General features: G+C 74.9%; 13 protein-coding genes. 11 read left to right on the forward strand and 2 right to left on the reverse strand.

Annotated elements, in window-relative coordinates; all coding sequences use genetic code 11:
* The first annotated feature begins 12 nt into the window (after nt 1–12).
* Complete coding sequence (locus DSM112329_RS10715) at nt 13–1,119, forward strand: hypothetical protein (RefSeq protein ID WP_354701807.1); 1,107 nt, start codon at nt 13–15, stop codon at nt 1,117–1,119.
* A gap of 27 nt (nt 1,120–1,146) precedes the next feature.
* Here DSM112329_RS10715 and DSM112329_RS10720 read toward each other — a convergent pair whose 3' ends face one another.
* On the reverse strand, nt 1,147–1,617 hold the full coding sequence (locus tag DSM112329_RS10720; protein WP_354701808.1) for a hypothetical protein: 471 nt from the start codon (nt 1,615–1,617) through the stop codon (nt 1,147–1,149).
* A 178-nt stretch (nt 1,618–1,795) separates the two neighbouring features.
* Between DSM112329_RS10720 and DSM112329_RS10725 the strand changes: the two genes are divergently transcribed.
* From DSM112329_RS10725 to DSM112329_RS10755, 7 genes are all read left to right on the forward strand, one after another.
* Nucleotides 1,796–2,518 carry a response regulator transcription factor gene (locus DSM112329_RS10725; protein WP_354701809.1) on the forward strand — a complete coding sequence of 241 codons (723 nt, stop codon included), beginning with the start codon at nt 1,796–1,798 and terminating at the stop codon, nt 2,516–2,518.
* A complete protein-coding gene (locus DSM112329_RS10730) occupies nt 2,515–3,399 on the forward strand; it encodes an ATP-binding protein (protein ID WP_354701810.1) in 885 nt (294 codons plus the stop codon). The genes DSM112329_RS10725 and DSM112329_RS10730 overlap by 4 nt, the downstream gene beginning before the upstream one ends.
* On the forward strand, nt 3,396–4,112 hold the full coding sequence (locus tag DSM112329_RS10735; RefSeq protein ID WP_354701811.1) for an SAF domain-containing protein: 717 nt from the start codon (nt 3,396–3,398) through the stop codon (nt 4,110–4,112). The genes DSM112329_RS10730 and DSM112329_RS10735 overlap by 4 nt, the downstream gene beginning before the upstream one ends.
* Before the next feature lie 31 nt (nt 4,113–4,143).
* A complete protein-coding gene (locus DSM112329_RS10740) occupies nt 4,144–5,313 on the forward strand; it encodes an MFS transporter (protein WP_354701812.1) in 1,170 nt (389 codons plus the stop codon).
* Nucleotides 5,314–5,556: 243 nt separating this feature from the next.
* Complete coding sequence (locus DSM112329_RS10745) at nt 5,557–6,771, forward strand: CpaF family protein (RefSeq protein ID WP_354701813.1); 1,215 nt, start codon at nt 5,557–5,559, stop codon at nt 6,769–6,771.
* Entirely contained in the window at nt 6,768–7,625 is an 858-nt protein-coding gene (locus DSM112329_RS10750; RefSeq protein WP_354701814.1) for a type II secretion system F family protein, read from the forward strand. The genes DSM112329_RS10745 and DSM112329_RS10750 overlap by 4 nt, the downstream gene beginning before the upstream one ends.
* A gap of 112 nt (nt 7,626–7,737) precedes the next feature.
* Complete coding sequence (locus DSM112329_RS10755; protein ID WP_354701815.1) at nt 7,738–8,601, forward strand: type II secretion system F family protein; 864 nt, start codon at nt 7,738–7,740, stop codon at nt 8,599–8,601.
* A 104-nt stretch (nt 8,602–8,705) separates the two neighbouring features.
* Here the strand turns inward: DSM112329_RS10755 and DSM112329_RS10760 are convergent, their stop codons facing one another.
* Entirely contained in the window at nt 8,706–10,289 is a 1,584-nt protein-coding gene (locus DSM112329_RS10760; RefSeq protein WP_354701816.1) for a DUF3352 domain-containing protein, read from the reverse strand.
* A 511-nt stretch (nt 10,290–10,800) separates the two neighbouring features.
* Between DSM112329_RS10760 and mraZ the strand changes: the two genes are divergently transcribed.
* The 3 genes from mraZ to DSM112329_RS10775 are packed head-to-tail and all read left to right on the forward strand — an operon-like array spanning nt 10,801 to nt 13,045.
* Entirely contained in the window at nt 10,801–11,256 is a 456-nt protein-coding gene (gene mraZ / locus DSM112329_RS10765) for a division/cell wall cluster transcriptional repressor MraZ (RefSeq protein ID WP_354701817.1), read from the forward strand.
* Between the two features lie 11 nt (nt 11,257–11,267).
* Nucleotides 11,268–12,215: a 16S rRNA (cytosine(1402)-N(4))-methyltransferase RsmH gene (rsmH, locus tag DSM112329_RS10770; RefSeq protein ID WP_354701818.1), complete on the forward strand. Its 948-nt coding sequence runs from the start codon at nt 11,268–11,270 to the stop codon at nt 12,213–12,215.
* Nucleotides 12,212–13,045: a hypothetical protein gene (locus DSM112329_RS10775; protein ID WP_354701819.1), complete on the forward strand. Its 834-nt coding sequence runs from the start codon at nt 12,212–12,214 to the stop codon at nt 13,043–13,045. The genes rsmH and DSM112329_RS10775 overlap by 4 nt, the downstream gene beginning before the upstream one ends.
* The last annotated feature ends 2 nt before the right edge of the window (nt 13,046–13,047 follow it).

Consider the following 13,047-nt stretch of genomic DNA (forward strand, 5'->3'; position numbering starts at 1 on the left):
TCGCCGCCCATCATGGGCGTGTGGAAGACCGGGCTGGTCGTTGCGATGCTGTCGGCGCTGCTGGCCGGCTGCGGCGACGACGATGTGTCGACGTCGAACCTGAAGGACGGGCGGGCCACCGGCCCCGGCTACAGCTACGCGCTGCCCGACGGGTGGAAGTCCCTCGACCTGGGGGACAAGGCCGACCGCGAGCTGGCTGAGCGCGTCAGCGAGCGGATCAAGGGCCTGGACACCGCCGGCTTCGGCTACCGCTACTGGGCCAAGCCGGGGGACGACGAGCGCCGGCCGATCGTGAACGTCACCGCCGAACCGCTCACGGCCGACACCGAGACCGACATCGCGGCGCGGTCGGGCCGCGCCCTGATGGACACGCTCGGCCCGGACATCCAGGACGCGCCGCTGGCCCCGCCGGCCCAGTTCGACAAGGCGCCGACGCTCGTCGGGGTGCGCTACTCGGCCGAGGGCCGCGCGAACCGCGCGGTGTCGGCACGGCGCGGGACCTACGTCTACACGGTCACGGTCTCGATGCAGGAGAAGTACGCCAAGGACGTCGACGCGCTGACCGAGTCGATCGCGACGTCGTGGCGCTGGGCGGCGCTCGACGCCGCCGGCCGGCGCGCGCTGGAACCGCTCCGCCGGCTGCAGGGCGACGGCTACCGCGTGCGCCTGCCCTTGGGCTGGCGCGGGTCGGGCAAGGCCGCGCTGAAGGCGATGGGCGGCGCGTTCGCCGGTGCCGACACCCTCTGGCGCGGTGCCGTGACCGAGCAGAACTCGACCAACGCGACGGTGCTCATCTCGCCAGGTGCGTCCGGGACGCTGGACGCGGCGGCCAGCGAGGTCGAGGACGCCGAGCGGCAGACCGCGGAGCAGACGAAGGGCGCCTACGTGATCCGCGGCATCGAGCGCGGCACCGACACCACGGTCGGCGACGAACCCGCGGCCGTCCTGGAGATCCGCTCGGCCGCCGGGCCGGCGAAGGTGCCCCTGCGCCAGCGTGAGGTCATCTTCCGGCATGCGGGGCGCACCTACCGCGTCATCCTGACCTCGCTGCCCGGTCGCTTCGCGAAGGACCTGGCCGAGTTCGACAGCGCGCTTGCCACGTGGGCGTGGGTGCGCTGAGCTGACGCGCGGCGCGCCGGGACCGCGTCAGGCGCCGGCGGGGCTGTAAGCGACCCGGCGCCAGCTCGGCTCCGGGGCAAGCTCGACGGGTTCGCCACCGCGATCGGGCTGGACGTATGCGAACGCGTTCGACGTCGAGTCGAAGCGGACGTCCAGCTCGCCCTCCTTGACGCGCTGGTCGAGCCAGGCCGAGCGGAAGACGAGCCGCCGCAGCCAGTGCACGAGACTGCGATCGCTGGGGCCGACGAGGTCGGGCCAGCAGTCGTTGACGTGCTCCCCGAGCTCGGACGCGGGATCCTGGATCTCGCCGTTGACCGCGAGGTTCACCAGGTCCTCGAGCTCCCCCTCGTCCAGGCGGCCGCCGACGAAGCCGAGCTTCACCCCGGCCTGCTCGCAGCGCTCAGCGAAGTCACGTTCGTTGAACGTGAACCTGAGCTCCCCGTACTCGAGGACAAAGTCCTCGCCTGAATCGTAATTGCCGCGTCTGGTGTCTTCCATGAAGGCGTGAGAAGGTGACCTCGGGCGGGGGCAGGATGCCCACGGCGCTGGAGGTCACGCGTCGGCATCCTATGTCCGATCCCTCTATTGCCGGACACCATGCAACCGGTCTTGCACCCCGGGGCCGTGCGGCGCAAGTGGGTGGGGCGAGAACGCCTCCCGCTGCCCTAAAGAGGTCATGATCGACGACCCCCGCAGCACCCTCCTGGTGATCGAGGACGATCCGGCGACCCGGACCTTCCTCGCCGACAACCTCACGGCCGACGGCTACAACGTCTGCGTCGCCGGCGGGGTCCGGGAGGGGGCGCGCGAGCTGCGCACCCAGTTCCCGGACCTCGTCGTCCTCGACGTCGGCCTGCCCGACGGCTCCGGTCTGGACCTCGTCCGCGCGGTCCGCCGCGCCGACGTCGCCACGCAACGCGTGGACCCGCGCACCCCCATGCTGGTCCTGTCCGGACGCGGCGACGAGCTCGACCGCATCCGCGGCCTCGAGCAGGGCGCCGACGACTACCTGGTCAAGCCATTCGGCTACGGCGAGCTGCGTTGCCGCGTCGCGGCGCTGCTCAGACGCTCGCAGGATCGCACCGCGCGCGGGACGGTCCGCGTCGGCTCGCTGGTGGTCGACCCGCTCGCCCGCGAGGTGTGGCTCGACGACCAGCCCGTCGACCTCTCGCAGAAGGAGTTCGAGCTGCTGCGCGTGCTCAGCTCGGACCCGACCCGGGTCTTCACCAAGGACGAGCTCGTGCTCGCGGTCTGGCAGACCCGGTCGCTCGGTTCGTCGCGCACGCTCGACAGCCACGCGTGCCGGCTGCGCGTGAAGCTCGCCGCCAGCGAGCAGCGCTTCGTCCTGAACGTGTGGGGCGTGGGGTACCGGCTCATCGACGCGGGGCCGCGGTCATGAACATCACCGTCCTGATCGCGACCGCCGGATGGATCACGAGCGCCGCGCTGGCGCTCGACCTCGCGCGGCGGCGGTCGGCGGCCCGGCTGCGCGGCGACCGGCTCGCTGCGGTCATCCACGAGCTCCGCGGCCCGCTGCAGGCGGCAGCCCTCATCCTGAGCTCCGCGCAGCGCGTGGCCGGCGCCGCCGCCGGGCCGGCGCTGGGTGCGCTGGAGCTGGAGCTCGGTCGGCTGCGGCTGGCCGTCGGGGACCTGGGTGCCGCGGACGGACGGTCCGGGCGCCGGCTGTCGCGTCGTCCGTCAGGCCCGGTCGGCGCGGATGGGACGTTCGGCGCCGCGGGCACGGCTCGCCCGTCGGGCACCTCTGGCACGGCCGGCCCGGCGGCGCTGCGGCCTGTCGTGACCTGCGACGTCGCGGCGCTCGTGGGGGACCTGGCGGAAGGGTGGCGGCTGGCGGCGACGACGTGCGGGCGCGAGCTACGGGTGACGCGGCCGACTGGTCCGCTCTGGGCCGGCGCCGAGCCGCTGCGTCTCGTGCAGGCGCTGGGCAACCTGGTCGGGAACGCGCTCGAGCACGGTGCGGGCGCGGTCGACGTGCGCATCGAGCCGGCCGCGGGGGACGTCGTCCGCTGCGAGGTGCGCGACGAGGGCCGCGGCCTGCCGGCGCCGGTCGCCGCGCTCGTGGCGCGCGCGCCCGATCCCCACCGCGCACGCGGTCGTGGCCTCGGCATCGTCGCCGCGATCGCCGCCGAGGCCGGCGGTGAGCTGACGAGCGCACCGTCGGCCGCCGGCGCGCGGCTGGTGCTCCAGGTTCCCGGTGCTACCGCGGCCGGCCCGCCTGCGGCCGGGGCCGGGGCGGCTGCAGGCTCGGGCGCGCGATGACCCGTCGCCGCCGCGCGCTGGCGCTGACGGCGCTGTCCCTGCTGCTGGGCACGCTCGCCGCGTCGGCCGTGGCCCGGCGGGAGGCCGCGCTCGACCGCCGCGTGGGGCCGTCGGTGCCCGTCGTCGTGGCGCGCGTCGGCCTGCCGGTCGGCGCCGTCCTACGACCCGGGGTCCTGGCGGTGCGGCGGCTCCCGGCCCGCTTCGCGCCCACCGGGTCCTTCGCCCGGCCGGCCGAGCTCGCGGGGCTGACGGCGGCCGTCCCGATCGGTGCGGGGGTGGACCTGACCCCGGGCCTGGTCCGTGACCCGGATGTGGTCACCGCCGACGACGCGGACCCGTCGGCCGCTGCCGCGGGCACGCTGAAGCCGGGTCAGCGGGTGGCCGAGGTGACGGCACGCGGGGATGCGCGGCTGCTGGGCCCGGGTTCGCGCATCGACCTGCTGGTCACCCGCGAGGGCGCCGACGGGTCGGGCGGCACGACGCTGGCGCTCGAGGACGCCGAGGTGCTTGCGGCGACCCCGGTCGGCGGGGACGAGGACGGCTCGGGCAAGGGGGTCGCGGCCCTGCAGGTCGCGTTGTCCCTTCGCGTAAGCCTCCGCCAGGCGGTCGCGCTCGCCGCGGCACAGAACTTCGCCAAGGAGCTCCGTGTCCTGGTCCGGGCCGACGGCGACCGGCGCCGCGGGTCGCAGGGGCTGACGGTGCGCGACGGATAGGACGGGGCGGCCGGGCCGTTACGGTGGGCGCGTGCCCCGGCACCTGGTCATCCTCGTCAGCGCGATCGTCCTCGTCGACACGATGTTCTACGCCGTCGTGGCGCCGCTGCTGCCTGCGCTGACCGACGACCTGGACCTGTCGAAGGCCTCGGCCGGGCTGCTGAGCGCCGCGTACCCGGCCGGGACGCTGCTCGGGTCGCTGCCGGCGGGCCTGCTCGCGTCGCGCCGCAGTCCGCGCACTGCGGTCCTGCTCGGGCTCGGCCTGCTCGCGGGGTCGACGCTCGTCTTCGGCTTCGCGCAGCAGATCGTCCTGCTGGACCTCGCGCGCTTCGTGCAGGGAGTCGGCGGCGCGTGCTCGTGGGCCGGCGCGCTGGCGTGGCTGATCGCCGAGGCGCCCGAGGAGCGGCGGGGCGAGCTGATCGGCACCGCCCTCGGGTGGGCGATCGGTGGATCGCTCTTCGGCCCGGTTCTCGGGTCGCTGGCCGAGGCGACCTCGCACGAGCTGGTGTTCGGCTCGGTCGTGGTGTTCGCGGGCGGCCTCGCGCTGTGGGCGACGACCATGGAGTGCACGCACCGGAGCAGTCCGCAGGGTCTGGACGCGGTCATCAGCGCGCTTCGCCGACCCGACATCCGCACGGCGATGTGGCTCGTGACGCTGCCCGCACTGGCGTTCGGGGTCGTCGGCGTCCTCGGGCCGCTGCGGCTCGACGGCTTCGGCTTCTCGGGGACGGCCGTCGGGGCGACGTTCCTCGTCGCGGCCGCGGTGGAGGCGTGCGTCAGCCCCGTCGTCGGCCGGCTGTCGGACCGCCGCGGCCGGCTCGCGCCGATCCGCGTCGGGCTGGCCGCGGCCGCCGTGCTGCTCCTGGTGGTCACGCTGCCGGGGTCGGGCGTGCTGCTCGCCATGGTCCTCGTCCTGACCGCGGCGGCGCTCGGGCTGTTCTGGGCGCCCGCGATGGCGCTGCTGTCCGACCTCGCGGAGGACGCCGGGCTGGCGCTCGGCTTCGGGTTCGCGCTGGTGAACCTCGCCTGGGCGGCCGGGCAGGTGACCGGCTCGGGGATCGGCGGGGTGCTGGCGAAGGCGACGGGCGACGGCGTCCCCTTCGGCCTCGCGGCCGGCGGGTGCCTGGCGACACTCTGGGTGCTGACCCGCGGCCGGCGGGCCGCCGCCGCGGCGGCCGAGCTGCCGGTGCCCGCCGGCTGACCGCGGCCCCTGGACGGCCGCTCCCCGGCCGGGAACGGTGTCGCGACGGCCGGTCCCCGGCCAGGAGCAGCGGTCATCGCCGCCGGCCCGTCGAGGTGCCACCACGTGCGCGGGCGGCGTGTGGTGGCACATCGATGTGCCACCAGGTGCCTATACGGCGCCTGCTGGCACATTGAGTGACGCGGTTGCGGCCGGAGCGGCAACGGTGGGGGCGAGATCGCGGTCGCTGGGCCTAGTACCGGTATGGACTCCGCGCCACTCGACGACCTCGCGACCCAGCTGCGGGACCGGCTGCTGACCGGGGCGCAGGACCCCGCCGCCGCCGCGATCCCCGTCGCCGATCGCGTCCGCGCCCTCGTCGAGCGCGACGCGGCGCCGCTGGCGGCCGACGAGCGCGAGGAGCTCATCCGCCTGGTGAGCGAGCGCTCGTTCGGGCTCGGGCCGCTCGAGGTCCTGCTGGCCGACCCGACCGTCGACGAGGTCATGGTGAACGGCAGCGGCGCCGACCATGGCCGGGTCTGGGTGGAGCGGTCCGGGCTGATCGAGCCGACCGACGTCCGGTTCGGCGACGAGGCGCAGCTGCGCCACGCCATCGAGCGGATCCTCGCGCCGCTGGGACGACGCGTCGACGAGGCCCAGCCGATGTGCGACGCACGCCTGGCCGACGGCTCGCGCGTGAACGTCGTCATCCCGCCGCTCGCGCTCGACGGCCCCGTCCTCACGATCCGCCGCTTCCGCCGGCGCGCGTTCACCCCCGACGAGCTCGTCGCGACCGGGACCTGGACACCCCCGCTGCGCAGCTTCCTGGACGCTGCGGTCCGCAGCCGCCTGAACGTCCTCGTCAGCGGCGGCACGGGCTCGGGCAAGACCACCACGCTCAACGCGCTGTCCTCGTTCGTCCCGGCCGGCGACCGCATCGTCACGATCGAGGACACCGCAGAGCTGGCGCTCCAGCAGCCGCACGTGGTCCGGCTGGAAGGGCGGCCGCCGACCGTCGAGGGCCGAGGGGAGGTCACCATCCGGGCGCTCGTCCGCAACGCGCTCCGCATGCGGCCGGACCGCATCGTCGTCGGTGAAGTCCGCGGGGCAGAGGCGTTGGACATGTTGGCCGCGATGGCCAGCGGGCACGACGGCTCGCTCTGCACCGTCCACGCCGGGAGCGCCGAGGAGGCCCTGCGGCGGGTCGAGACCCTGGCGCTGATGGCGGACGTCGGCCTGCCGCACGCCGCGATCCGCGAGCAGGTCGCACAGGCGATCGACCTCGTGGTGCACCAGGCGCGCCAGGGGGACGGCTCGCGGCGCGTGACCGGGGTGAGCGAGGTGGTCCGCGTCGCCGGTGGCGCCGCGACGCGGGAGCTGTATGCGCTCCGGCGGGGGCGACCGACGTGGCGTGCACCACTCAGCCCCGAGCTGGCCGAGCGCCTCGGCGAGCCGGGGCTCGCGCAGGGCGCCGCATGACCGGGGCTGCTGTCGCCGCGGGGCTGGCCGGTGGCGCCGCGGTCCTCGCCGCGTGGGAGGGCCTGGGGCTGCTGGAGGCGTCGCGGTTGTCGGCCACGGTGCGTTCCGGGCTGCGTCCGCTGCGCTCGGCGGCCGGGGGCGCGCACGACGTCACCGCGGCCGAGCGCCGCCGCCTGATCGTGCTGCTGGCAGCGACGCTGGGGGCCGGCGGGTTGCTGCTCGGCGGTCTGCTGCCCGCGCTCATCGCAGCGACCAGCGGGCCGTGGATCACGGGCTGGGCGCTGGCGGGGCGGCGCGCGCGCTGGCGCCGGGGCATGGCCGACGGTGCCGCGGCAGCCGCTCGCGCGATCGCCGATGCGCTCGCCGGCGGCCACTCGGTGCGCGGGGCGATCGCCGACGCTGCGGCGGCCGGCGGTGCCGGGCGCGCTGTCGACGGGGAACTGCGGCGGGCGCAGGGCGCCCTCGCGCTCGGTGCCCCGACCGACGAGGTCCTCGACCACCTGCGCGCTCGCGCCGCCGGTCCGGCGTGGGACACCCTCGTCGCCGCGATGCTGCTGCAGCGCGACGCCGGCGGCGACCTGGCCTCGCTGCTGCGGGAGCTGGCGGCCGAGCTCGACGTCGCCCGGCGCGCGGAGGCCGACGCGCGGGCGGCGACGGCGCAGGCGCGCTTCACGGCGATGACCGTCGCCGGGCTGCCGCTGCTCGCCGCGGTCCTGGCCGAGCTCGGCGCGCCCGGGACGTTCGCCGGGATCGCCGCACACCCGCTCGGCCGGGTCCTGGCGGTGGGTGCCGTCCTGCTGCAGGTGGGCGGCATGCTGACGGTCCGCCGTCTCGCGCGGACGGAGGTCGGCTGATGCAGGTCGATGCGCTCCCTGCCGGCCCGGCCGTCGTCGGCGTGTGCGCGAGCCGCATGGGCGCGCCGACGCCGTTGCGCCGCCGCCGCCTCGCGCGGACGGAGGTCGGCTGATGGCGGACGCGCTCGTCCTGGCCGTCGCCGCGGCGATCTGCGCTGCGGCCGCGCTGCTCGACGCCCTCGACGCACGGCAGGCTCCCGACGTCCGGCGCCGCGCCCGGGCCCAGCGCCGCGCGGCCCGGCGGCGCCGCTCTCCAACCGCCAACGCGCTGGCCCGCCTCGGACGCCGCGCGGGACTGCCGCTGCGCGAGCCCGGGGACCTCGCACGCCGCGTCCACGCGGCCGGGCTGCCGCCGGCGGTCACGAGCGACGAGGTGATGGCGGTGAAGGCCGGCGCCGCGCTGGTCGGTGCCGCGCTCGGCCTCAGCGTCCTCATGCCCGCCGCCCCCGGACGCCTGGGCCCGGTCGTCGTCTTCGCGGCACCGGCCGCCGCGTTCCTGGCCCCCGACCTGTGGCTCGCCCGTCGCGCCCGGGGCCGGGCCCGGCTGCTGGCGATAGACCTGCCCGACGTCCTGGACCTCACCCGCGTCGCCGTCGCGTCGGGGCTGCCGGTGGTCCGGGCCCTGCAGGCGGTGGGGGAGCGCCGCGGCGGCCCGCTGGCCGCGGAGCTGACGGTCTGCGCGGCCCTGATCGAGGTCGGCGTGCCGCGCGCCCAGGCCCTGCACCGGCTGGCGGCACGGTGCCCGCTGCCGGGTGTCGCCGCGTTCGTCGCGGCCGTACAGCGCGCCGACCGTCACGGCACCCCGCTCGGCCCGGCGCTCGCGGCGCTGGCCGCCGACGCCCGCACCGACCGCGCGCGCCGCATCCAGGACCGCGCCGCCCGCGCGGCGCCGAAGATCCAGCTGGCGGTCGCGCTGCTGCTCGTCCCCGCCGCGATGCTGCTGCTGGCGGCGGCCCTCATCACCGGCACGCGCTAACCGTTCGTCCCGGCTAGCGGAACCCGGACCAGCGACGCAAGCCGTCCGCCACGGCCCGTGGCCGTGCCCCACCGGTCGGCGGGGCACGGACCACAGCGCGGGGCCTACTTCACCCCGACGACCACCGACGCCTTCGAGGAGGAGCCGGACTTCTTGCTGCCTGCGGCCAACGCCGAGAACGCGTCGAGGTACGGCTTGGCGACCGCGAACGTCGGGTCGCTGCCGACGGCGAGCCCGAGGAACTCCACGATCGTCTTGACGTCGACGTAGAGCGCCGGCGGGGCGCCGAGCTGCGTGGCGGTCGCCTTGAACTGCGCGCTGTCGCCCAGTGCGGCGGTCGGCTTGAGTGCCTCCGCCACCGACCCTTCGCCCACCGCGACGACGAACTTGCCCGAGCCCGTGGCCACGATCACCGGGAACGGGAAGCCGGGGATCGCCAGCTGCACGCCCTTCGCGCCGCCGCCGCTGAACGGCCTGGTGGTCAGGCCGAAGGTGCTGCCGAAGCCGTCGGCGAGCTGCTCTAGGCTGCGGATGAAGCGGGCGGACTTCTGCGGCGAGCTCGTGTCCACCACGAGCGCCCCGCCGATGTCGGTCAGGCCGCTCGCGCGCAGGAACAGGCCGCCCTTGCCCATCCAGGAGAGGACGTCCTCCTGCAGGTCGAGCCCGGTGATGGTCTTGAACTGCGAGAGCAGCGAGGTGTAGATCCCGCCGACCGCGCCGAGCGCGGTGATGCCCGAGGACGCCGCGTCGCCGATGTTGCCGAAGCCGGCCGCGAGGACGGAGCCGTCCGGCAACGCCGCGACGGTCTCGGCTGCGTCGTTGGCCGCACCGGCCGTCTGGGCCCCGTTGACGGCCGTCTCGAGGCGGATGGCGTTCGGCGTGGTCAGCAGCGCCGCGCCGAGGGCCGTGGATTTGCCGCCGCCGAGGAGGCTCTTGAGTGCGCCGGCCTGGGAGCCGAGCATCGCGCTCGCGGCCGACGCGAGGTCGATGACCGCGACCGGGTCGACGTAGAAGAAGCCGAGTCCGCCTGCCGAGACGCTCGACCGCGCCTGCTTGAGCTTCGCGCTCTTGGCGAGCGACGCCGCTCCCTTCTTGACGTCGATCACGCCCTTGATCGCGCGCTCGGTGGCGATGACCACGGTGCCGTCCGTCGCCAGGGCCGCCGCGTTGTCGTCCTTGTCGAACGAGTAGGTGACGTCCTTGTACTTGCGGTCCTCGAGGCTGTTGTCGCCGTTCTTCAGCGCCTTGACGCCCTTGTCGGGGTCGGTGGCGCCGATGACGATCGCGAAGTCCGGGCTCGAGGGGTTCGCCAGGCCGGTGATGGCGACGCCGACCCGGTCGCCGAGCCACGGCGCGACGTCGTCCTTGTAGTTGACGTCGTCCTCCTTCAGCACCGAGTCCAGGAGCTCCACGATCTTCGCGCCGGGGTCGTCGGTCTTGGCGATCTTCTTGGCGAGCGTCTCGACACTGGCCTTCAGGCTGCCGGTCGGCTTGACCGTGACCTCGCCGTAGAACGCCGACGTGGCGGGGACGATGGCCGAGGGGTCGGCGTCGCCCTTGCCGCCGCCGCTGCTGCTGTCGCCGCCGCCGCAGCCGGCGATCGGGAGCGCGACGGCGAGCAGTGCACCGGCGGCCAGCCGCCGGGCACGGCGGGACGAGGGACGACGGGTGGTCGTGCGAGTCGGCAAGAGAGGTGCTCCTAGAGGCGCTGACGAGCCGGCCCGTGCTGGGCCGACGAGGAAGGTTCGCGTCGGCCATGATAGGCGCCCCCTCACGCGCGCGCGACACCAACGGGCCCCGCGGGCGCCCGTTGTGCGACCCGCTTCGGCACCGTCCTGCGGGCCGCTTCGTGGCTGCGCCACCGCCTCCTCCACCAATCCCCACCGGGAGACACACCCGGCGGACGGAACCCCCCGAATCCTGCAATCGCGGCTGCAGACGCGGGCCCTGCAGGTGACGTTGCGGAATCTGGACGCACGTCCGACCCGCCCGTCCCACCCTGCTTTTCCCTGCACAACACCGGTTTTGCGACCAGTCCCGGAAGCCTTCCGGCGGAGATGTGGGGAGTTGTGTGCAATCGGAGTTGCTCGGTGGGGCGTTGTGGGCTAGCTTGTCGCAAGCGGACCGGGGTGGAGGGGCTCCTCCCACTCCTCCATCCCGGCCCGCGACCTTCTTCTGGCTTGTGCCGGGACGCGCACCATGGCCACCTTCCGCGGCACCTTCGACTACACGCTCGACGCAAAGAACCGGCTCACCGTGCCGGCCAAATGGCGTCCTTCGCTGGCGGACGGCATCGTCCTGTCGAAGTCGACCGCGAAGTGCATCTCCGTCTGGACACCCGAGCGCTTCGACGCCTACACCGAGACGGCGGTCTCGCAGCTCCACGAGCTGGACCAGCGCCGCGACAAGCTCGAGCGCTACTACCAGGCCAACTCGCACGACGTCGATCTCGATGCGGCAGGCCGCATCATGATCCCGGCGTTCCTGCTCGAGCACGCAGGCCTGAGCAAGGAGGTCGTCATCACCGGTGTCCGCTCGCGCATGGAGATCTGGGACAAGGCGACCTGGCAGGCCTACAACGCGGAGCTCGACATCGAGGAGCTCACCGCGCCCTTCACGAGCAACGTCGTCCCCTTCCCCGGAACGCCATCATGAGGCTGCAGACGATGCCCACTGCCCACGTCCCCGTGCTCGCCGGCGAGCTGATCGAGCTCACCGATCCCCAGCCGGGCCAGACCATCGTGGACTGCACGTTCGGCGGCGGCGGACATGCGCGCCTGATGGCCGGTCGCATCGGCGAGGAGGGGACGCTGATCGCCATCGACCGCGACCCCGCCGCCCGCGAGCGCTTCGACGAGTTCGCCGCCGAGGTCCCCTGCGCGACGCGCTTCATCGGCGCCGCGTTCGCGACCGGCCTGGCCGAACTGGCCGCCGAGGGGACGCAGGCCGACCTCGTCTACCTCGACCTCGGCATGTCGTCCATGCAGGTGGACACGCGCGAGCGAGGGTTCTCGTACGCCTACGACGCGCCGCTCGACATGCGGATGGACACGACCGACGACTTCAGCGCCGCGGACCTGGTCGCCACCTGGGACGAGCGCCGCATCGCCTCGATCCTGCGCGAGTACGGCGAGGAGCGGTACGCGCGGCAGATCGCCCGCCGGATCGTCCGCACGCGGGACGAGCACCCGATCACCACCACGACCGAGCTGGTCGACGTGATCACGCAGGCGATCCCGACGCCCGCCCGGTTCGCGGGCGGTCACCCCGCCAAGCGCTCCTTCCAGGCGATCCGGATCGCCGTCAACGACGAGCTGCGCGAGGTCGACGACGCGCTGCCGCTCGCCTGGGACTGCCTGAGGATCGGCGGCCGCCTGGCCGGCATCTCGTTCCACTCGCTCGAGGACCGGCGCGTCAAGCGCTTCCTGGCGGACCGCGCCCAGGGCTGTGTCTGCCCGCCCGACTTCCCGGTCTGCGTCTGCGGTCAGACGCCGGCCGCTGAGCTCATCACCCGCCGGTCCGTCGTCCCCACCCCCGGTGAGATCGCCGCGAACCCCCGCTCCAGATCCGCGCGCCTGCGCGTTGCCCGCAAGCTCCACGAGGAGGACGCATGACCCCGTCGACGATCGCCGGCCGCAGCACGCACGCCCGCACCGCGGCCACCAAGCAGGCCCGCACCGCGCCGCGCTTCGCGCGTCGGGTGTCCGGAGGGATGCCCGGGGCGACCTCGGGCGCGTCGCTGACGATGCCGGCCGGCGCGATGGCGGGCGCCGGCGGGACGGTGGTCCACGCGCCGTTCGGGCTGCGCGTCGCGCGCCGCTGCGCCGGGGTGCCGGACGCCCGCCTGCTGGAGCGCCTCGTGCGCGGCCGCCTGTGGATCCCGCTGATCGGCGGCATGCTGATCCTGCTCGTCTTCCTGCAGCTCACGCTGCTCAGCCTCAACGCCGGCATCGGTCAGTCGATCGAGACGTCGTCCGTCCTCGAGCGCAAGAACTCGGCGCTCGCGCTGCAGGTCTCCAAGCTCAGCGCCGGCCAGCGGGTCGAGGACGTGGCCGCCGAGCGCGGCATGGTCATGCCCGCCGCCGGCAGCGTCACCTACGCGGACGCCGGGAAGGTCCGGCCTGACGTAGCGGCGCGCGGCATCACCGCCCCGAAGGTGCCGGACCCGGTCACCCGCGCGGACGGCTCGGTCCTGCGGCACGACGGCACGGTCGTCCAGCCCGACGGCACCGTCATCCGGCCGGACGGGACGGTCGTCCCGCCGGGGACGGGCACCGACACCCCGACGGTCGACCCGACCACGGGCGCTCCCGCCGCCGCAACCGCCGAACCGGGAACGGCAGCGCCGGCCCCCGCGGCGCCGTCGGCCGCCGGCCAGGCCACGAGCGACCCGGCTGCGAGCGTGACCGCCGCGCCGATGGTCGCCTCGACGGGCGGCGGCTGACC

This window comes from Paraconexibacter sp. AEG42_29, assembly GCF_040581415.1.
Taxonomy (GTDB): domain Bacteria; phylum Actinomycetota; class Thermoleophilia; order Solirubrobacterales; family Solirubrobacteraceae; genus Paraconexibacter.